The sequence below is a fragment of the Bradyrhizobium sp. 76 genome, from assembly GCF_023073025.1.
Classification (GTDB): Bacteria; Pseudomonadota; Alphaproteobacteria; order Rhizobiales; family Xanthobacteraceae; genus Bradyrhizobium.
In genome coordinates, this window is record NZ_JADPIS010000103.1 from 626,518 (window position 1) to 645,828 (window position 19,311).

General features: G+C 64.8%; 18 protein-coding genes. 9 read left to right on the forward strand and 9 right to left on the reverse strand.

Annotated elements, in window-relative coordinates; translation table 11 throughout:
* Positions 1–104: 104 nt before the first annotated feature.
* The 5 genes from typA to IVB48_RS29310 form a co-directional block, all read right to left on the reverse strand.
* Positions 105–1,931 (reverse strand): translational GTPase TypA, encoded by a 1,827-nt coding sequence (gene typA / locus IVB48_RS29290; protein WP_007598731.1) that lies wholly within the window; start codon positions 1,929–1,931, stop codon positions 105–107.
* Positions 1,932–2,187: 256 nt separating this feature from the next.
* On the reverse strand, positions 2,188–2,457 hold the full coding sequence (locus IVB48_RS29295) for a hypothetical protein (RefSeq protein ID WP_247405402.1): 270 nt from the start codon (positions 2,455–2,457) through the stop codon (positions 2,188–2,190).
* On the reverse strand, positions 2,454–3,884 hold the full coding sequence (locus IVB48_RS29300) for a radical SAM protein (protein WP_027566330.1): 1,431 nt from the start codon (positions 3,882–3,884) through the stop codon (positions 2,454–2,456). The genes IVB48_RS29295 and IVB48_RS29300 overlap by 4 nt, the downstream gene beginning before the upstream one ends.
* Positions 3,865–4,581, reverse strand: coding sequence for a prolipoprotein diacylglyceryl transferase family protein (locus IVB48_RS29305; RefSeq protein ID WP_247284970.1), 717 nt, complete (start codon positions 4,579–4,581; stop codon positions 3,865–3,867). The genes IVB48_RS29300 and IVB48_RS29305 overlap by 20 nt, the downstream gene beginning before the upstream one ends.
* A gap of 79 nt (positions 4,582–4,660) precedes the next feature.
* The gene (locus IVB48_RS29310) at positions 4,661–5,425 is read right to left on the reverse strand and encodes a Crp/Fnr family transcriptional regulator (RefSeq protein WP_027566332.1); all 765 of its coding nucleotides are present in this window, start codon (positions 5,423–5,425) and stop codon (positions 4,661–4,663) included.
* 155 nt (positions 5,426–5,580) lie between these two features.
* On the opposite strand from IVB48_RS29310, the gene IVB48_RS29315 reads away from it, so the two are divergent.
* Complete coding sequence (locus tag IVB48_RS29315) at positions 5,581–5,982, forward strand: response regulator (RefSeq protein ID WP_027566333.1); 402 nt, start codon at positions 5,581–5,583, stop codon at positions 5,980–5,982.
* A 10-nt stretch (positions 5,983–5,992) separates the two neighbouring features.
* Here the strand turns inward: IVB48_RS29315 and IVB48_RS29320 are convergent, their stop codons facing one another.
* Entirely contained in the window at positions 5,993–7,534 is a 1,542-nt protein-coding gene (locus IVB48_RS29320; protein ID WP_247405405.1) for an alkaline phosphatase D family protein, read from the reverse strand.
* Positions 7,535–7,637: 103 nt separating this feature from the next.
* A complete protein-coding gene (locus IVB48_RS29325) occupies positions 7,638–9,083 on the reverse strand; it encodes a TAXI family TRAP transporter solute-binding subunit (RefSeq protein ID WP_247405408.1) in 1,446 nt (481 codons plus the stop codon).
* 155 nt (positions 9,084–9,238) lie between these two features.
* On the opposite strand from IVB48_RS29325, the gene IVB48_RS29330 reads away from it, so the two are divergent.
* Both IVB48_RS29330 and IVB48_RS29335 read left to right on the forward strand, forming a co-directional pair.
* Positions 9,239–9,541 (forward strand): 4a-hydroxytetrahydrobiopterin dehydratase, encoded by a 303-nt coding sequence (locus IVB48_RS29330; protein WP_247405411.1) that lies wholly within the window; start codon positions 9,239–9,241, stop codon positions 9,539–9,541.
* A gap of 92 nt (positions 9,542–9,633) precedes the next feature.
* The gene (locus tag IVB48_RS29335; protein ID WP_247405414.1) at positions 9,634–10,023 is read left to right on the forward strand and encodes a YkvA family protein; all 390 of its coding nucleotides are present in this window, start codon (positions 9,634–9,636) and stop codon (positions 10,021–10,023) included.
* Positions 10,024–10,192: 169 nt separating this feature from the next.
* Here IVB48_RS29335 and IVB48_RS29340 read toward each other — a convergent pair whose 3' ends face one another.
* On the reverse strand, positions 10,193–11,167 hold the full coding sequence (locus tag IVB48_RS29340; RefSeq protein ID WP_027566338.1) for an NADPH:quinone oxidoreductase family protein: 975 nt from the start codon (positions 11,165–11,167) through the stop codon (positions 10,193–10,195).
* Between the two features lie 232 nt (positions 11,168–11,399).
* Here IVB48_RS29340 and IVB48_RS29345 point away from each other — a divergent pair, with 232 nt between their 5' ends.
* The 6 genes from IVB48_RS29345 (at position 11,400) to argG (ending at position 17,287) form a co-directional block, all read left to right on the forward strand.
* A complete protein-coding gene (locus IVB48_RS29345) occupies positions 11,400–12,239 on the forward strand; it encodes an SDR family oxidoreductase (protein WP_247405418.1) in 840 nt (279 codons plus the stop codon).
* A gap of 117 nt (positions 12,240–12,356) precedes the next feature.
* Entirely contained in the window at positions 12,357–13,019 is a 663-nt protein-coding gene (locus IVB48_RS29350; protein WP_027566340.1) for an invasion associated locus B family protein, read from the forward strand.
* 173 nt (positions 13,020–13,192) lie between these two features.
* Positions 13,193–14,395 carry a 23S rRNA (adenine(2503)-C(2))-methyltransferase RlmN gene (rlmN, locus tag IVB48_RS29355; RefSeq protein WP_035961124.1) on the forward strand — a complete coding sequence of 401 codons (1,203 nt, stop codon included), beginning with the start codon at positions 13,193–13,195 and terminating at the stop codon, positions 14,393–14,395.
* 132 nt (positions 14,396–14,527) lie between these two features.
* The gene (locus tag IVB48_RS29360) at positions 14,528–15,022 is read left to right on the forward strand and encodes a hypothetical protein (protein WP_247405421.1); all 495 of its coding nucleotides are present in this window, start codon (positions 14,528–14,530) and stop codon (positions 15,020–15,022) included.
* Between the two features lie 56 nt (positions 15,023–15,078).
* Positions 15,079–15,855, forward strand: coding sequence for a phosphatase PAP2 family protein (locus IVB48_RS29365; protein ID WP_027566343.1), 777 nt, complete (start codon positions 15,079–15,081; stop codon positions 15,853–15,855).
* Positions 15,856–15,949: 94 nt separating this feature from the next.
* Positions 15,950–17,287: an argininosuccinate synthase gene (argG, locus tag IVB48_RS29370; RefSeq protein WP_247405424.1), complete on the forward strand. Its 1,338-nt coding sequence runs from the start codon at positions 15,950–15,952 to the stop codon at positions 17,285–17,287.
* A gap of 163 nt (positions 17,288–17,450) precedes the next feature.
* Here argG and IVB48_RS29375 read toward each other — a convergent pair.
* Positions 17,451–19,311 (reverse strand): OmpA family protein (locus tag IVB48_RS29375; RefSeq protein ID WP_247405427.1); only part of this gene is annotated, 1,861 nt, incomplete at its 5' end.

Consider the following 19,311-nt stretch of genomic DNA (forward strand, 5'->3'; position numbering starts at 1 on the left):
CGGGTGATCCAGTATTCCAGAGACATTTGTGGTCGAACTGATGAGCCGCGGCGTACTGGATGCCCCGGTCGAGCCGGGGGCATGACAGAGTTGCGAGCGGTAGCTTAAGCCACCGCTTCCTTGGACTTTTCCGCGCGCTTGCGCTCGTTAGGATCGAGATGCCGCTTGCGCAGGCGGATCGACTTCGGCGTGATCTCCACCAGCTCATCGTCCTCGATATAGGCCAGCGCCTTTTCGAGCGTCATGCGGATCGGCGGGGTCAGGCGCACCGCTTCATCCTTCGACGTGGTGCGGATGTTGGTGAGCTGCTTGCCCTTGAGCACGTTGATCTCGAGGTCGTTGTCGCGGGTATGCTCGCCGACGATCATGCCCTTGTAGACCTTCCAGCCCGGCTCGATCATCATCGGGCCGCGATCTTCCAGCTTGAACATCGCGTAAGCCACCGCCTCGCCCTGATCGTTGGAGATCAGCACGCCGTTGCGGCGGCCCTGGATCTCGCCCTTGTACGGCGCGTAGCCGTGGAACAGGCGGTTCATGATCGCGGTGCCGCGCGTGTCGGTGAGCAGTTCGCCCTGATAGCCGATCAGGCCGCGGGTCGGCGCGTAGAACACAAGGCGCAAACGGTTGCCGCCGGACGGCTTCATCTCGATCAGCTCGGACTTGCGCTCGCTCATCTTCTGCACGACGACGCCGGAATGCTCCTCGTCGACGTCGATGACGACTTCCTCGATCGGCTCCAGGGTGGCGCCGGTGGCCTCGTCCTTCTGCAGCACGACGCGCGGACGTGACACCGAAAGCTCGAAGCCTTCGCGGCGCATGGTCTCGATCAGGATCGCGAGCTGCAATTCGCCGCGGCCCGAAACTTCCATCGCGTCCTTGTCCGAGGCTTCGACGACCCGCAGCGCAACGTTGCCCTCGGACTCGCGCAGCAGGCGGTCGCGGATCATGCGGCTGGTCACCTTGTCGCCTTCGGTGCCGGCGAGCGGCGAGTTGTTGACGATGAAGGACATCGACACGGTCGGCGGGTCGATCGGCTGCGCCACGAGCGGGGTGTCGACCGACGGATCGCAGAAGGTGTCGGCGACGGTGCCCTTGGTCAGGCCGGCGATCGCGACGATGTCGCCTGCCTCGGCTTCGTCGAGCGGGGTGCGCTCGATGCCGCGGAAGGCGAGGATCTTGGTGATGCGGCCGGTCTCGATGGTCTTGCCGTCGGCGCCGAGCACCTTCACGGCCTGGTTCGGCTTGATCGAACCGGAAGAGATGCGGCCGGTGATGATGCGGCCGAGATAGGGGTTGGCTTCCAGAATGGTGCCGATCATGCGGAACGGGCCTTCCTCGACGGTCGGCGGCGCGACATGGCGCACGATCAGGTCGAACAGCGGCTGCATGCCGGCTTCGTGCGACCCGTCCGGGCTCTCGGCCATCCAGCCCTGCTTGGCCGACCCGTAGAGGATCGGGAAGTCGAGCTGCTCCTCGCTGGCGTCGAGCGCCGCGAACAGGTCGAACACCTCGTTGATGACTTCGGTCGCCCGCGCGTCGGGACGGTCAACCTTGTTGATGACGACGATCGGCTTCAAACCGACCTTGAGCGCCTTGGAGACCACGAATTTGGTCTGCGGCAGCGGGCCTTCGGCGGCGTCGACCAGCACCAGCGCGCCGTCCACCATGTTGAGGATGCGCTCGACCTCGCCGCCGAAATCGGCGTGGCCGGGGGTGTCGACGATGTTGATGCGGGTGTCCTTCCACTGCACCGAGGCCGCCTTGGCCAGAATGGTGATGCCGCGCTCGCGCTCCAGATCGTTGGAGTCCATGGCGCGCTCTGTCACCTTCTGGTTCTCGCGATAGGTGCCGGATTGCTGGAGGAGGCGGTCGACCAGGGTCGTCTTGCCGTGGTCGACGTGGGCGATGATGGCGATGTTGCGAAGGTTCATGAGTGGGCTTCTTTGCGGTCGGACAATGGGTTAAGCGCGATCTCGCCGGTCAGACCGGGACCTCTTCTCGAAACAACGCTTGAAGACTGGAAACGGGGCGCTTTCCGCCCAAAAGGGAAAGCCCGGCATATCGACCGGGCACCCTACGCGTTGCGGCGCAATATAGGCAAAAACGGCCAAAAAACAATGTGTTCTTTGGCCGTTGGTTGATTGAATTTTGTCCGGGGATTCCCGGGGGTTAGGCAAAAAGCCGGGCTCAGCCGCGCCGGCCCTTGATGGCGGCCCAGATCAGGGCGGCCCCACCCAGCCCCACGACCAGGCCCAGGAACACCAGGGGCGCGACGTCGGAATCGATCCGGCCTCTGTCGGATATCGAGATTCCGCCGAACAGGAGTGCACAGGCGCCGGGCAGCAGCAGGATGATCCCGAAGATCGCCATGAGCGCGGTCAGGCAGCCGCTGCGCTTGTTCGGCGGGGCAGGAGGCGGTCCCGGCGGGGCTGGTGAAGGCGTGTCGCTGATGCTCATGCCTGCAGGGCTCCTTCGGTTGACTGCGCCGCCAGTTCGGCGCGGATGCCGTCGATCTTTCCGTTCCGGTAGAACAGATTGTAGGTGTCGAACGGGATGATCGCGCCGTTCTCGGTGACGAAATGGATGCAGCTGCGCTTGACGTTGCCGACGCAGAAATTGAAGCGGTCGAGAAATTGCACGATGGTGACGCGGAATACGTTCTCGTAAGTGATGCCCTGCGGCACCTCGAAGCTCGGCAGGCAGCACAGCAATTCGCAGACGCGCTCGCTCGTGTTCAGCGGTCCCGAGGACAGCGAAAACAGGTCGATGAATTTCTCCCTCAGCGCCGGATGCTTCTCTGGGCTTATCGTATTGGGCAACAATGCGACGAGCTGCTCCTGTGGGATCAGCGAGGTCAGCGGCAGCACTTTCTCGCCGTTGCGCAGGCCGTAACCGATCGAGATGCTTTCGGGGTTGCAGGGCAGCGGGATCATGTCCTTGTCGCCGAATACGCCGGTTTCGACCACGCGCTTGCGAATCTCCGACAGCATGATGCGGTCGGTGTTCTTGTCGAAATTCTCGTTGCGGCCGGCATCCTGCACCGGCTGCAGCGTGACGCCGCGCACGCATTTCCAGGTCAGCGCGTGGCGAACGATGTCGCCGATCTCGGCATCGTTGACGCCGCGCTTGATGGTCGCGACCAGCGTGGTCGACACGCCGTAATGCTCGAGATTTTCCAGCGCCTGCTGGCGGATCTTGCGCAAATCCGCGCCGCGCAGATTGATCAAAGCGTCGCGTTCGAGCGAGTCGAACTGGAGATAGACCTCGAGCCCGCGCTTGTTCTCGGCGAGCCGCGCCACGAAATCCTTTTCGCGGGCGATACGCAGGCCGTTGGTGTTGATCATGACATGGCGGATCGGGCGCGCGCGCACCGCATCGAGGATCGCGAAGAAGTCCGGATGCAGCGTCGGCTCGCCGCCGGAGATCTGCACGAGGTCAGGCTCGCCCTCGCTCGCGACCAGCGCGTCGAGCATTCGCTCGACCTTGGCCAGCGGCGTGAAGCTGGTCCGCGCCGGCGAGGAATCGGCAAAGCACACCGGGCAGGTCAGATTGCAATGCTCGGTGATCTCGATCAGCGCCAGGCAGGAATGCTGCTCGTGGTCAGGGCACAGGCCGCAATCATAGGGGCAGCCGAATTCGGTATGCCGTTGAAAGGCGAGCGGCCGGTCGCCGGGCTTGATGAAATCCTTGCACAGGCGCCAATAGGCTGCGTCCGTCGACACAAGCGTGGACTGGACGCCATGCTCCTTGCAGCGCTTCTCGTACCAGACCTCGTTGTCGAGGATCTGGATCTTAGCGGGCACCAGCTTCAGGCAGGTCTCGCAGAGAGATTGGGTCTGGCCCCAGAAGATATAGGGGCGCGACTTACGCAACGGCGCGTTCATGCATGGGTCTCGCTTTGGGCGCCGTCGCCAGCATGACGACGGCGTAGAGCAGGATGGACAGCGACAGCAGGTGAAACAGCGTGAAGGGGCCGATCAGCGTGCCGTAGGGCTTGAGAAATTCCCACAGGAAGCGCTGTGCACCATAGTAGACGAGGACGAGGTAGAAACCATTGGTGATCACAAACGCGCTCCGGTTCAAGACCGCCAGCACGTAGAGCAGCGCGAACACCCCCATAGCGACGCTTTCGTAGAGCTGCACGGGATGCCTAAGGATGCCGTCGCCGAAATCGTGGCCCCAGGGCCATGCCGTCGGCGTGCCGTAGGTGAAATCGTCGAGGCCCGCGAAATAGCAGCCGAGCCGGCCGATCGCGATGCCGATCGCCAGCGGCAGCGCAAAACGGGCGCCCGTTCGGACGGTGATCCCTGCGGACCATTTGTAGAGCTCGATCGCCACGATGCCGCCGGCGAGCGCACCTTCCACGGAGCGCGCGATGCCGCTCTGGCCTGACAGCCACAGATTGGCGGAGCCGAACAGATAGGCGCCGAGGCCTGCACCGAACACCAAAGCGGCGAGGTAGGACCGTTCGAAGGATTGCGTCGGAAACTGCAAGCCCTGTCGCGACAGCCAGTAGAGCGCCACGGCCGCAGCCAGCCATGCTGCCACGTCGAAGAGAGTGTGAAGGAAAGCCCCGCTCATGCGGGGACATTAGCCCAGGTTCCCGCCCGGCGGGATAGTGCGGCCCCTTCTTATCCCCGAAGAGGAGCGAGGCGGGCGGCTAGCCGGCTTGCCGCTCCTCGGTCGGATAGACGCCGCGCAGCACTTCCTCGAAGTGCATCTTCACGGCCTCGTTGCACCGGCAGGCGCGCAGGCGCAGGCCCTCGCGGTTACGGACCAGAATCGATCCGCGCCGCGTGTCGAGCACACCTTCCGCCTTGAACGACTGGAGCACGCGGCTGGCATAGCTGCGGCCGACACCGAGCAGTGTCGCGAGCTGCTCATGGGTCAGCGGCACGCTGCTCTCGTCGCCGGTCCGCTCCATCGCCGCCAGCATCCATTTGGCAGTGCGCTGCTCGATCGAGTGAATGGCGTTGCAGGCGGTGGACTGGAAGATCTGCGCCAGCATGCAGTCGGCGTAGCGAGCGAAGACATGTCGCAACGAGGACGAGCGCTGCTTGGCGGCCTCCAGCTTGCTGACGTGAATTCGCGCAAACGGTCCGCCGAATTTCACGCAGATCCGAGTATAGGCCGGCAGATAGCCCTCGCTGACGATACCGCCCACTGCGCCTTCGCGGCCCACCAGGATGGTCTCGACGTCACGGCCGTCCTCATTGGGAACGAGGAAAGTCGCGAGCGATGGTCCGCAAGGGAAATGGACGACCTGGACGTCGTCGCCGGGATTGTAGAGCAGCTCGCTCGCCCCGGCCGTGTCGACGGTAATGTGCGGTGCGAGCAGCGCGTAGTCGGCGTGGCTCAAGCGCCGCAGCAGATTGTTGGTCGGCCGGCTATCGATCTCGGTGGCGTTGCTGGTCCGCGCGTCCATCTTAAACTCCCATCCGCCTCCACATTAGCGAGTTCCGACGAGGTCCTGTGTGCACAAGTAGACAGACCTGACAACTGTGATGTGGTGGTTTCGTTCCGGGAACCCTTCGCGCTAGGTACAGGCGTCGTGACCCGGTATCCCAGTCAGAGAACCTCATGCTCCAAGTTACGATGATGGCACCCGCTGTTTCCGATGGTTCAAACTGTCCCGCCGATGTCCTCATCGTCGAGGACGATCCGATCATCGCGATCGACTTCGAGGATCGCCTGCTCGGATTTGGTGTGAAGAGCGTGCGCACGGTAGGTTCAGTCGCGCAGGCGCTGACCGCAATCGCGGCGCATGCCCCCGAATTCGCCTTGCTCGACGTGGGATTAAGTCGCGAGAACAGTTTTGCGGTCGCCGAACGGCTCGCGGCCCTGAAGATTCCCTTCGTCTTCGTCACCGGCTACGGCGCTGACGCGCGCATCCCGCCCGAATTCGCCGGGCAACCGCGATTGCAGAAGCCGTGTTCGAGCGACGCGCTGGAGGCGGCGCTCCAGGTACGCGCGGCGGACTAGCGATACGGCGTCACGCCTGCTTCGGATCGAGCGTGGTCGACCACAGCGCGACATCGGCGCGGTCGCGCAAGGTCACCGTCATCTGGCCGGAAGCGCCGTCGATCTTGACGTGACCGAAGAACTGCATGCCGGCGGACGGCGGCAGGTTCTGGTTGTCTTTCCCCGGCGCCTTGACGAAACGCACCTCCGGCCCAAACGTATTGTCGATCGCGTTCGGACCGAATGTGCCTGCGTGAAGCGGGCCCGACACGAACTCCCAGAACGGCTCGAAATCCTGGAATTGGGCCTTGTTCGGATCGTAATAGTGCGCGGCGGCGTAATGCACGTCCGCCGTCAGCCATACGGTGTTGCTGACCGGCGCCATCTTGATGAAGCGCAGGATGTCGGCGATCTCGAACTCGCGGCCGCGCACCGGGCCGTCGCCCTGCGCAATGGCTTCCGATCCACCCTTTGCCGTATCTGACACGACGAGGCTGAGCGGCATGTCGGAGGCGATCACCTTCCAGGTCGCGCGCGAATTCAACAGGCCGCGCTTGAGCCAGGCGATCTGGTCGGGGCCGAGGAAATAGCTGGCCGGGTCGTAAGCGGTTTCGAGGTTGGGGCCGTTCGGGCCGCGATAGCTGCGCTCGTCGAGCACGAACACGTCGAGATGAGGACCATAGGAGATCTGGCGATAGACGCGGCCGGGCTCGACGATGCTCTCGCGCATCGGATACATCTCGTGGAAGGCACGGCCCGCGCGGGCCGCAAGCAGTGCGATGTCGCGCTCCTTGTAGATCGCCGGCAGCTCCTTCGAAAGCGACCAGTTGTTGGTCACCTCATGGTCGTCCCACTGCACGAAGATCGGCACTTCGGCATTGAAGGCGCGAAGATTGTCGTCAGTAAAATTGTATTTGTGCGCGGCGCGGTACTCGTCCAGCGTCTCCGCGACCTTGGCCTTCTCGGGGATGGTGACGTTCTTCCAGATCTTGCCGTCGGCGAGCTTCACCTCGGACTGGATGGGACCGTCGGCATAGATGGTGTCGCCGGAGTGCAGGAAGAAATCCGGACGGTGCTTGCGCATCGCCGAGAAGGTGAACATGCCGCCGTCGTCGGGGTTGATGCCCCAGCCCTGGCCGGCGACGTCGCCGCCCCAGACGAAGCTGACGTCGCGGCGGTCGGCGGGCGCGGTGCGGAAGCGGCCGGTCACCGGTTCGCCCACCACCGCGGTGTGCGAAAGGTCGCGGAAGCGGACGCGATAAAAGATGTCCTGTCCGCTAGGCAGGTTTTCGATCAGCATCTTCGCGGTGAAGTCGCTTTCGGGCAGCGCTGAGATCGGCGGCAGCGCGCGAGCATCCCTGAACGACTCCGTCGTCGCCACTTCGACCAGCATCTGCGCGGGACGGTCGGCGCGCGCCCAGACCACGCCGCCGTCGATGGTGACGTCGCCCGACTGCACGCCGTGGGTCACGGCCGGCCGGTCGGCCGCGCGGGAGAGATGCGGCATTGCGACCGCGCCAAGCGCGCCGGCACTGGTCGTCAGGAAACGGCGACGGGAGAATTTGATGTTCATGGGACGGACTCGATATCGCGTGAGACGATCGCTCAGGCGACCGCACGGTGAAGTCCGACGCTATATTGAGACAATGTGACGCCGCGATTACGCGCGGAAGCTTTTACGCGCTGCCGGCGGCCCTGAACTGTGCGCCGGCGCGCTGCAGGTTCTGCGGCAGGCTGAATAGCACCGCCTTGCGATCGGCGACGGCCGCGTGGAACTGGTCGAGCGCGATGTTGAAGGCGGTGAGCGCGGCTTCCTCGATCGCGCCGTGATCGAAGCAGCGCAGTGTATTGCGCAGGATGTCGTCGGCCTCGGTCTGCATCTGGTCGAGGTCTTCGGTCGTCTCGCTCTTGCGTGCCGCCGCGATCATGTCGAGCAGACGTTCACGCTGATGGTTGTTGTTGTCGCGCTCGTCCTTCTTCAAATAGCCCGCAAACCAGGCGCCGATCGAGCCCATGGCCGAGAGCGCCATCAGCGTCCACCAGATGTAATCGCTGTATCTGTCGAGGAAGGTCTTTTCCTCGCCGTCGACGAAGGCGGCCGCGCCGGGATGCACCGGGATCACCGCGTCCTTGTCGGTGTCGGGTGTTTCGATCTTCGCCGCCAGCGGGAATTCCGTCACCAGTTGCTGGCGCACGGCAAAAAGCTGGCGCGTGAACGCGGCGATGTTGGTTTCGGATACGCCTTTGCGCGCCACGATGTGGTGTGAAAAGCTGATCGTCTTGACCTCGTCGTCGGGGCGAACGGGTGAGCCGCCATAGGTGCCGGCCGGAATCTCCGAGGCTTCATAAACCGGATGGTTCTGCGCGATCGCATCCGCGGAATCGATCGCGAGGAAGACCGGCGTCCCGCCCTCCTTGGCAGTGGCGGCGATCGCGTCCGACGTGATCTTGCTGTTGACAGGGCCGGCTGCGAGATAGGCATCGGCCTTCTGGGCCTTGATCGCCTCGGCGGCTTCATTGGCGGGGAACTGTATGACCTCGACCTTGGCAGGATCGACGCCGTATTGCTGGAGGATCACCTTGAGCAGATTGACGTTGGCCTGGGTGCGGCCGATCACTCCGACCCGATGGCCGGCGAGCTGCGCGATCTTGGTGATCTTCGAGCCCTTCTTCTTGCCCTTGCCGGGCACGGACCACAGCGCCACGACGTTCTTGCGCAGGGTCGCGACCGCCTGCGCGTTCTTCGGCACGTCGACGTCGCCGCGCACGATGGCGAGATCAACCTTGCCCTCCGCGAGCGCCTCGGCGCTGGCTGTGGCGCCGTCGGTCTGGATCGGCCGTAGCCGCACAAGACTTTTGTTCTGAGTGAAAGCCTGCGTCAGCGCCTGCACGACCTTGAGGTCATCGCTGTTGGCGGGACCGACCGCGATCCTCAGCGTCACCGGCCGCATCGCGAAATAATAGCCGCCGGCAAGCGTGCCCACGATCGCAAGCACGAGTGCCAGAGACACGAGCGCCGTCTTCCGCGCCGCTGATCGCGGCGAAGGCGGGGTGGGCGCTTCGGCCAGGTCCAATCCCCCGGTCATCGATCTCCCGAACAGTCGCTTGAGGCTCAGTTTCATCTCGGCCGGCGATTTACACCCTCAAGTATAGCAAATTTCTTGTCCGGCGGGGTTACATCTCCGTCATGGTTAGCGGATGGGGTCTAATCCCGTATGAACCCGGGGCGTCAGTGCGGTGTTAGGGTAAAAGTTCCCCTGAAAGGACGGAGGCGACGATGGCAGAACGGCTCTCGGCGGAGGCGCGCAGGCAGGCGCTGGGCGGACTATCGGGCTGGACCGAGGTTCAGGGACGCGACGCAATCGGGAAGACCTTTGTCTTCAAGGATTTCAACGAGGCGTTCGGATTCATGACGCGCGCGGCGCTGGTCGCCGAGAAGATGGACCACCACCCCGAATGGCGCAACGTCTACAAGACGGTGGAGGTGGTGCTGGCGACCCATGATGCCGGCGGCGTCACCGCGCTCGACATCGAGCTTGCCACGGCGATGAACGCCATCGCCAAGCTGACACCAGGCTGACGTCTTGCGGGGACCGGTCGAGTCCCCATCTTGTGATCAGCACGGGATGCGGCGATCTGCCACCCCAGGCTGGAACGGGGAGTTTGTCGACCATGGCTGCCGAACACAGCGTTGGTTTCGAGCCGGCCGACCGGCTCGCGGAAGATCGTGAGAGCGTGCGCCGCCGCTTCTGGCGCAAGCTGAAGCGTGTCGCCGCGCAACTGCCGTTCGCGGAGGATCTGCTCGCCGCCTATTACTGCGCCTTCGACCGGCAGACGCCGCGCCATATCCAGGCGTCGCTGCTCGGGGCGATCGCCTATTTCATCCTGCCGTTCGACTTCGTTCCCGACGTGATGCCGATTCTCGGTTTCACCGATGACGCCGCCGTGCTCGCCACCGCGATCCGCATGGTCGCCAGCCACATCACGAACGAGCATCGCGAAGCCGCCCGCGCCGCGCTGAAGCGCGGGGTGGATGAGGTGGACGTGGAAGCCGAGCAGTAGCTGCCGCCGCATCCTCCGCTGTCATTCCCCGCGAAAGCGGGGAATCCAGTACGCCGCGGCTCATCGATTCAACAACACTCGTCACGGAGTACTGGATCGCCCGGTCAAGCCGGGCGACGACAGCTGAGTGTGTGGTGACGATGTCGCGACGCTCCACGCGCCTGCACCATCACGGACGCAAAATCACCTTGCCCATGGCCTGACGTCCGGCGAGCACCTTCAGGGCGTCGGCGGTCTGCGCCAGCGGGAAGACGCGGTCGACATGCGAGGAGATCTTTCCTTCCGCTGTCCACTTCACGAGCTTCTCGAGATTGGCGCGGTTCTTTTCCGGGTTGAGCCGGGTCCAGGCGCCCCAGAACACGCCGCGGATATCGCAGCCCTTCAGCAGCGCGAGGTTCAGCGGCATCTTCGGAATGTCGCCGGCGGCAAAGCCGATCACGAGGAAGCGGCCTTCCCAGGCAATCGAGCGTAGCGCCTGCTCGGCATACGTACCACCAACCGGATCGAAGATGATGTCGACGCCCTTGCCGCCGGTAAGCTTTCGCAAGCCTTCCTTCAAATCTTCCTTGCCGTAATTGAGCGTGAGCTCTGCGCCGTGCGCCTTGGCGAATTCGAGCTTCTCGTCCGACGAGGCGCAGGCGATCACCTTCAGGCCCATCAGCTTGCCGAGCTCGCAAGCGGCAAGTCCGGTGCCGCCGGCGGCGCCGAGCACCGCGAGCGTCTCGCCCGGCTTCGGGCTCGCGCGATCTTCCAGCGCGTGCAGCGCGGTGCCGTAGATGATGATGATGCCAGCCGCGCGGTCATAATCGAGATTGTCAGGGATCTTCACGATCGATGCTGCCGGCAGCGCGATCTTTTCGCGCGCCCCGTTGTGGCCGCAGGAGGCAACGACGCGATCGCCGACCTTCAGATCGGTCACGCCGGGGCCGATGCTCTCGATCACGCCAGCCACTTCGGCGGCCGGCGAGAACGGGAACGGCGGCTTGATCTGGTACTTGCCCTGGATCATCAGGATGTCGAAAAAATTCAGCGCCGCAGCCTTGATCGCGATCACGGCTTCGCCGGGACCGGCCACCGGATCCGGCACGTCGGCCAGAACGAGATCGTCGGGCTGGCAATATTGCGAGCAGAGGATGGCTTTCATGGCGGCACCTTCTTGAGAGCACTTGGCGTTTCGAGGCAGAATTATAGTTGGGCTGGTTCTGCCGGATTTAGGGACGGGCGACAATCCGGTTTCTTTGGCTATTAGACCGCACCGGCCTATCCTCTCGTCATTGCGAGCGCAGCGAAGCAATCCAGAATCCGTGCCGCGGAAATAGCCTGGACTGGTTCGCTTCGCTCGCAATGACGGAAGAAGAAAAGGGAGGATTCAAACCATGTTTGAAACAGGCCTGCTCAGGGACAAGCGCATCCTCATCACTGGTGGCGGTTCGGGCCTTGGCGCTGCGATAGGACGCCGCTTCCTCGCGCTCGGCGCCGAGCTCGTGATCTGCGGCCGCAAGCTCGATCGGCTCGAGGCGGCGGCGAGCGAGATGCGCGAAGAGACCGGCGGGAAGGTCACGACGATCGCCTGCGATATCCGCGACGGCACCGCCGTCGAGAGCATGATGGAGGCCATCTGGCGCGAGGCGCCGCTCGATATCCTCGTCAACAACGCGGCTGCGACTTTCATTGCGCAGAGCGAGCATCTCTCATTCCGCGCCGCGGATGCGATCCTCGCCCCGACGCTGCATGGTGCGATGTATTGCACGCTTGCCGTCGGCAAGCGCTGGATCGACGCCAAGCATGGCGGCGTCGTGCTCTCGATCCTCTCGACCTCGACCATTACCGGCCGCGCCTTCACCGTCCCGTCGGCGATGGCAAAGTCGGCCGTGCTGGCGATGACCAAAAGTCTCGCCGTGGAATGGGGCCCGAAGGGCATCCGCACCGTCGCGATCGCGCCGGGACCGTTCCCGACCGCCGGCGCCTCGGGCCAGCTCCGCCCCGAGGGTCGCGACGAAGGATGGGCCGCGCGCAACCCGATGGGACGCGCCGGCGAGCACGGCGAGCTTGCCGACCTCGCCAGCTTCCTGGTCTCCGACCGTGCCGGCTACATCAACGGCGAGATGGTGGTGATCGACGGTGGCGCGCATTTGCGCAGCTCCGGCGCGGAGGATTTGTTGCGCTGGACCGATGCGCAATGGGCGGAGCAGCGCGCCGCGCGATCCAGGGCCTAGTCGCCGCGAGCTTCGCTAACTGCCTTCCCAAATTGGACTTTCCCGGCTATCCCTGCCCCGGGGACAATGCGCGACCGGGCCATCTTCCAGTCACAATATTGAGGGAACCACTCCAGCATGTGGCGGGTGCTGATTTTAGCTTTGATGACGGGCGTGGCGGCCTGTGGGATCACCGATTCCGCGCGGGCGCAGACGGCGCAACCTGCGCCCAAGGCTGCACCGAAAGAGCCCGCGCCGAAACCGGCCGCGCCGGTGGCCAATACCACCGGAAAGACGGTTGCCAAGCCCGAGAGCAAGCCGGCGGCCCCGCACGCGGCGGTTGCGGGCGGCGCCGAGCCAGCCCTGATCGGTCAGTTCGGCACCTGGGGCGCCTATTCGGCCGCGCCCAATGGCAAAAAGGTCTGCTTCGCGCTGGCCAAGCCGTCGTCGTCGAAGACCAACCCGCCGAACCGGCCGCGCGATCCTGCCTATGCCTTCGTCTCCACCCGCCCGGCGGAGAAGGTCAACAACGAAGTCTCGGTCATGATCGGCTACGCGCTGAAGCCGGGCTCTGAATCCTCGGTCGAGGTCGGCGGCGCCGCGTTCGCCATGTACTCGCAGGGCGATGGTCTCTGGATCAAGAACGCGGCCGAGGAAGAGCGGATGGTCGAGGCCATGCGCAAATCCGCCGATCTCGTGGTCAAGGGCATCTCGTCCAAGGGGACCGAGACGACCGACACCTTCTCGCTGAAGGGCCTCGCCCAGGCGCTTGACCGGATCTCCCAGGATTGCAGGCGTTAAGCCTGCGGTCGATAAGGTCGCAATCGGCGGTTCCGGTTGCTATATAGGGCGCGTTCCAGGTTTTCTCCCGTCATTCCGGGCCGATGCGCAACATCGAACCTGGAATCTCGCGGTTCCGGGTCCGGTCCTTCGGACCATCCCGGAACGACGAACACAAATTCCAGGTCTATTCAATGCAACCGATGACCGAGCCGCACAACGCAACGCTGGTGGAGAAGACTCCGCTCGAAACCTATGTGCCGCCGGCGAGGCCCTCGCTGATCGGCCTGTCGCGCACCGAGCTTGCCGATCGTCTCGGCGAGATCGGCGTTGCACCGGCGCAGCGCAAGATGCGTGTGCAGCAGCTGTGGCACTGGATGTATTTCCGTGGCGCCCAGAATTTCGAAGAGATGACGTCGGTCTCGAAGGGCATTCGCGCCGAACTCGCGCAACATTTCACCGTCGACCGGCCCGAAGTCGTGGCCGAGCAGATCTCCAACGACGGCACCCGCAAATGGCTGCTGCGGCTGCCGAGCGGCGACAATGTCGAAAAGGCGCATGAAGTCGAGTGCGTCTACATCCCCGAAACCGATCGCGGCACGCTGTGTGTCTCCTCGCAGGTCGGCTGCACCTTGAACTGCTCCTTCTGCCACACCGGCACGCAGCGCCTGGTGCGCAACCTCACTGCCGGCGAGATCGTGGGACAGGTGATGGTCGCGCGGGATCGTCTGAACGACTGGGCCGATCGCGAAGACGGTACGCGTCGCGTCACCAACATCGTGATGATGGGCATGGGCGAGCCGCTCTACAATTTCGACGCGGTGCGCGACGCCCTGCTGATCGTCGGCGACAACGAAGGCATCGGCATCTCCCGCCGCCGCATCACGCTGTCGACCTCGGGTGTGGTCCCGAATATCGTGCGCGCGGGCGAGGAGATTGGCGTGATGCTCGCGATCTCGCTGCATGCGGTGCGCGACGAACTGCGTAACGAGCTGGTGCCGCTCAACCGCAAATATCCGATCAAGGAATTGCTGCAGGCCTGCCGCGATTATCCCGGCGCCTCGAACGCGCGCCGCATCACCTTCGAATATGTGATGCTCAAGGGCGTCAACGATTCACTCGACGACGCCAAGCTGCTGGTGAAGATGCTCAAGGGCATTCACGCCAAGATCAATCTGATCCCGTTCAATCCCTGGCCCGGCACCGCCTATGAATGCTCGGACTGGGACCAGATCGAAAAATTCTCCGAATACGTTTTCAACGCCGGCTATTCCTCGCCGGTGCGCACCCCGCGTGGACGCGACATCCTCGCCGCCTGCGGCCAGCTCAAGTCGGAGACGGAAAAGCTTTCCGCCAGGGAACGCCAGACGCTGCGGGCCATGGCGATGACGGATTGAGTTGATGCGCGCACGTGCTCTCGCATCCTCGTCATTGCGAGCGCAGCGAAGCAATCCAGGGTTCCGCGGCGGCAGTCTGGATTGCTTCGTCGCTACGCTCCTCGCAATGACGACAACGGTGACTTTTCCGGCATGTCCCTGATCGGCCGCCTCATCGTCATCTTCATCGGCTTTCTCGCCGCCTGCTTCGTCGGCGGCATGATCGTCGTCGTCGCGCTATTGTTTCCGGAGTTCGCCGACCTCGGCGCAGGTCCCGTCGATCAGGGCACGATCGATATCGTGCTCGGGTTCGGCTTCATCTTCGTCTCCGGCTTTGCGCTGGTGCCGGCGGCGGTGATCGTCGCGATCACCGAGGCGCTCTACATCCGCAGCGCGCTCGCCTATGCCGTGGGCGGCGGCGTCGTAGGGCTCGCCTGCTATCTCGGTCTGGTCCCGTTTCATTCCGACACGCTGCAATTCGAAGGCATCGTGCGGCGGCATCTGGAGATCATGACCGGCGCCGGCATCGTCGCCGGTGTCGTCTACTGGCTGATCGCCGGCCGCAATGCCGGCGCCTGGCGCAATCCGCCGCTGCCGCGCAAGCCGCCTCCGCCGCTGCCGTCGAATTCAAGACCGGACGTGCGGTGAGTTTCTGACTTGCCCCGGGGTTTTCATCCCCTTCCCACTCGGCTAAACCGCGCGCCATGAACCGGACTGGACTCTTCATCGCCCTGGCGCTGTGGCTCGTGATCGGCGTCGTTTTCGGCCTCTATCCCGAGCTTGATCTCAAGCTCGCCGCGCTGTTCTTCGATCCCGATACCAAGTCGTTTCCGCTCAAGCTGAACGATTGGGCCGGCTTCGCGCGCGATGCCGCGATGTGGGTCGCCTGGGCGTTCGTGCTGCCTGCGCTGGTCGCGCTCGTGGTCAAGATGGTCCGGCCAGACCGGCCACTGATGGTATCCGGGCGCGCGATCGTCTTCCTTCTGGTGACGATCATCCTATCAGCCGGCATCCTTACCAATCTCGCCTTCAAGTCCTATTGGGGCCGGCCGCGCCCGGTGGTGGTGACGCAGTTTGCCGGCGACCAGCAATTCGTGCCGTGGTGGGATCCGCGCGGCGGCTGCGCGCGCAACTGCTCGTTCTTCTCGGGCGAGGGCGCGACCGCATTCTGGACGCTGGCGCCGGCCGCATTGGCACCGGCGCCGTGGCGGCCGCTCGCTTATGCCGGAGCCGTGGTGTTCGGCCTCGTGACCAGCGGGCTGCGGATGGCCTTTGGCGGCCACTTCTTCACCGACGTGTCGATCGCCGGCCTCGTCACCTTCGTCGTGATCTGGTTTGCCTACGCGCTGATCTACCGCTGGCCGCGGACCCGGTTTTCGGACGAGGCGGTCGATGCCGCCCTGACCCGGCTGAACATGCCCGCCTACCGGCTGCGCCAGCGCCTGTTCGGCAGCAAGTCGAGTGCCGAGCCGTCAGTTTGAGCCATTAAAGGGGTGCCGAGCCCCGCGAAATTTGATATTCGCGCGGTCAACCCCGTGAAACGACACCCGCCCTTCGAGACCGATTGGAAGCCCCATGACCACGATCCTGAAAAGCCTGCCCAAGGGCGAGAAAGTCGGCATCGCTTTTTCGGGCGGTCTCGACACCAGCGCGGCGCTGCTCTGGATGAAGCAGAAGGGCGCGCGCTGCTACGCCTATACCGCCAATCTTGGCCAGCCGGATGAGGCCGACTACAACGAGATCCCGCGCAAGGCGATGGAGTTCGGCGCGGAGAAAGCGCTGCTGGTCGATTGCCGCACGCAGCTCGTCCATGAAGGCATCGCCGCGATCCAGTCCGGCGCCTTCCATATCTCCACCGGCGGCATCACCTATTTCAACACCACGCCATTGGGACGCGCGGTCACCGGCACGATGCTGGTCGCCGCGATGAAGGAGGACGGCGTCAACATCTGGGGCGACGGCTCGACCTTCAAGGGCAACGACATCGAGCGCTTCTATCGCTACGGCCTGCTGACCAATCCGGGCCTGCGCATCTACAAGCCCTGGCTCGATCAGCAGTTCATCGACGAGCTCGGCGGCCGCGCCGAGATGTCGGCGTTCATGACGGCCCAGGGCTTTGCCTACAAGATGAGTGCCGAGAAGGCGTATTCGACCGACAGCAATCTGCTCGGCGCCACGCACGAGGCCAAGGATCTCGAGAGCCTCGACAGCGGCATCAAGATCGTCAACCCGATCATGGGCGTGCCGTTCTGGCGTGACGACTGCAACGTCAAGGCCGAGAAGGTCGTGGTGCGTTTCGAGGAAGGCCAGCCGGTCGCGCTGAACGGCCAGACCTTCTCTGATGCCGTCGCACTGTTCCTCGAAGCCAACGCGATCGGCGGCCGCCACGGCCTCGGCATGAGCGACCAGATCGAGAACCGCATCATCGAAGCCAAGAGCCGCGGCATCTATGAAGCGCCCGGCATGGCGCTGCTGCACATCGCCTATGAGCGCCTCGTCACCGGCATCCACAACGAGGACACCATCGAGCAATACCGCATCAGCGGCATGCGGCTCGGACGCCTGCTCTACCAGGGCCGCTGGTTCGATTCGCAGGCCCTGATGTTGCGCGAGACCGCGCAGCGCTGGGTCGCCCGCGCCGTCACAGGCGAGGTGGCGCTGGAGCTGCGCCGGGGCAACGACTACTCGATCCTCAACACGGAAAGCCCGAACCTGACCTATGCGCCGGAGCGGCTCAGCATGGAGAAGGTCGAGGACGCAGCGTTCACGCCGGCCGATCGCATTGGTCAGCTCACCATGCGCAACCTCGACATCAACGACACCCGCGCCAAGCTGAAGCTCTACAGCGACACGGGCCTGTTGTCGGGCAGTGAAGGCTCGCAGATCTTCCGGCTGGAGAGCGACAAGGGCTGACGCGCCCGGGGATTGCTGCCTCGTTCGTCATTGCGAGCGAGGCGAAGCAATCCAGAGTCTTCCCGCAGCGACAGTCTGGATTGCCTCGTCGCTTCGCTCCTCGCAATGACAGAAACAAAAATGGCCGGGATTGCTCCCGGCCATTTTTATTTTGTGCTTCGCCTCAGCGCGGCGGCGCGGTGCCGGGCGGGGGCGGCGGCAGCGAGGCCTGGCCACCGTTGAGCAGCGGCGTGATGTTGCGGACGGTGACGCGGCGGTTGATCGCGCTCGGCCCTTGCGTCTGCTCCTTCAGATACTGCTCGCCGTAGCCCTGCGACGTCAGGTTCTCAGACGGCACACCGAATTGCTGGGTCAGCAATTCGGCCGCGGACTGCGCACGACGATCCGACAATGACAAGTTGTCGACGTCGTTGCCAACTGCGTCGGTGTGACCTTCGATCAGGAACACCACGCGCGGATTGGCCTGGATCGCACGGTTGAGACCGTCGGCGATCGACTGCAGCTTCGCCGCCTGGTCCGGTGGGATTGTCCACGATCCCGTCTCGAAGTTGATCGTGTTGAGGTCGATGCTCGGCATTTGCATGCGAACATTGGGGCTGTAGCGGATCTCGTCGAGCGTGTAGCGACGATCCACCCGTTGCACCGGCGGCGCCACCATCGTCTCGTAGATCACGTCCGGCGACGCTTCCTGGGCGTCGACGATATAACGATCGTAGGGCATGTTGACGACCGGAGGCGGCGCGTCGACATAGAAGCCGCCGACCGACCGCGGATCGCGGTAGCTGTTGTCGATGATAACGAGCTCGCGCCCGGCAGGGTCCCTGCGGATTCGACGCAGCAGCCGCCCATCCTGACCGACAACCGTAATGATCTGGCTGCCGTCGGGACGGATGACCACGGTGCGGGTATCGGCACCGACAGTCTCGGTGCGGATGTCGCGGGCGCCATAGCGGAAGCGATAGAGATCGTTGCCGCGGACGTATGTCTGCCCGCCCGGATCGCGGATGATGATGCGGTCCGGCTCGGTGTAGACGGTGCGACCGCCTTCGATGCTTTCGCGGCGCTGGTTGCGGTAGTCGGCGATGGTGGCGCCGATCACGGCACCGGCGACGACACCTGCACCGATCGCGATCGGCGTCAGGTCACGCTGCGGCGGACGCGGCGGTGGCGGCAGGGGCGTGGTCGTGGTCGGGGCGGCGCGGAAGGCCGGCGCAACGGTGGGCGTCGCGTATTGTGCCCTGTTGGGTGGCGGGGTCGCAGCCGCCGAGCCCGGGACGGTGCTCGGTGCCGCCGCGCCAGCGGGGGGAGCCGGCGGCCGGGGCGGGGCGCCTGCCTGCGGCTGGGTCGGCGGAGCTCCGGCAGCGGGCGCGCCGGCAGGAGGCGTTCCTCCCTGCTGGCCTGGCGTTGGCGTCGCGGCTGGAGCCGGGGTCGCGCCAGGAGCGGGCGTGGGTCCCGCACCGGGACGTCCGGGCAGGGGCGTCGGAGCGCCACCGGGGGTCGGGGTAGTCGTCGGTGCGGGCGTGGCGCCCGGAGCAGGTGTCGCTGATCCAGCAGCCGGAGGCGCGCCGGGACGTCCGCCGGGGGGCGGCGCACCGGGGCGGCCAGTCGGCGGCGTGCTTCCCGGAGCTGGCGTTGCGGTCGGCGCAGGTGTTGCTGTCGGAGCAGGCGTGGCGGTCGGGGCAGCAGGCGTTGCCGGGCGCGCTGCGGGAGCAGCAGATGCCGGAGGCGTTGCTGTCGGCGCAGGCGCAGGCCGTCCCGAAGGACCGGCCGCAGGAGGCGGCGGAGGTGTCGGTGCGTGCTGCTGCGGAGCGGGAGCGGGCGGTGGTGTGGGAGCCGGACGAGCCGCGGGCGGCGTCGGAGGCGGAGGTGTGGGTGCGTGCTGCTGCGGAGCCGCGGCGGGCGGCGGTGCCGGGGGCGTGGGAGCCGGGCGTGCTGCGGGCGGTGCAGGAGGCGGCGCATGCTGTTGCGGAGCCGCAGCCGGGGGCGGCGAAGGCGGCTTCGCAACAGCATGCGCCGCCTCCTCC

Bases quoted from the DNA above. Each gene is read 5' to 3' on its own strand.
- typA (WP_007598731.1), bottom strand. From the start codon at position 1,931: ATGAACCTTCGCAACATCGCCATCATCGCCCACGTCGACCACGGCAAG.
- IVB48_RS29295 (WP_247405402.1), bottom strand. From the start codon at position 2,457: ATGAGCATCAGCGACACGCCTTCACCAGCCCCGCCGGGACCGCCTCCT.
- IVB48_RS29300 (WP_027566330.1), bottom strand. From the start codon at position 3,884: ATGAACGCGCCGTTGCGTAAGTCGCGCCCCTATATCTTCTGGGGCCAG.
- IVB48_RS29305 (WP_247284970.1), bottom strand. From the start codon at position 4,581: ATGAGCGGGGCTTTCCTTCACACTCTCTTCGACGTGGCAGCATGGCTG.
- IVB48_RS29310 (WP_027566332.1), bottom strand. From the start codon at position 5,425: ATGGACGCGCGGACCAGCAACGCCACCGAGATCGATAGCCGGCCGACC.
- IVB48_RS29315 (WP_027566333.1), top strand. From the start codon at position 5,581: ATGCTCCAAGTTACGATGATGGCACCCGCTGTTTCCGATGGTTCAAAC.
- IVB48_RS29320 (WP_247405405.1), bottom strand. From the start codon at position 7,534: ATGAACATCAAATTCTCCCGTCGCCGTTTCCTGACGACCAGTGCCGGC.
- IVB48_RS29325 (WP_247405408.1), bottom strand. From the start codon at position 9,083: ATGAAACTGAGCCTCAAGCGACTGTTCGGGAGATCGATGACCGGGGGA.
- IVB48_RS29330 (WP_247405411.1), top strand. From the start codon at position 9,239: ATGGCAGAACGGCTCTCGGCGGAGGCGCGCAGGCAGGCGCTGGGCGGA.
- IVB48_RS29335 (WP_247405414.1), top strand. From the start codon at position 9,634: ATGGCTGCCGAACACAGCGTTGGTTTCGAGCCGGCCGACCGGCTCGCG.
- IVB48_RS29340 (WP_027566338.1), bottom strand. From the start codon at position 11,167: ATGAAAGCCATCCTCTGCTCGCAATATTGCCAGCCCGACGATCTCGTT.
- IVB48_RS29345 (WP_247405418.1), top strand. From the start codon at position 11,400: ATGTTTGAAACAGGCCTGCTCAGGGACAAGCGCATCCTCATCACTGGT.
- IVB48_RS29350 (WP_027566340.1), top strand. From the start codon at position 12,357: ATGTGGCGGGTGCTGATTTTAGCTTTGATGACGGGCGTGGCGGCCTGT.
- rlmN (WP_035961124.1), top strand. From the start codon at position 13,193: ATGCAACCGATGACCGAGCCGCACAACGCAACGCTGGTGGAGAAGACT.
- IVB48_RS29360 (WP_247405421.1), top strand. From the start codon at position 14,528: ATGTCCCTGATCGGCCGCCTCATCGTCATCTTCATCGGCTTTCTCGCC.
- IVB48_RS29365 (WP_027566343.1), top strand. From the start codon at position 15,079: ATGAACCGGACTGGACTCTTCATCGCCCTGGCGCTGTGGCTCGTGATC.
- argG (WP_247405424.1), top strand. From the start codon at position 15,950: ATGACCACGATCCTGAAAAGCCTGCCCAAGGGCGAGAAAGTCGGCATC.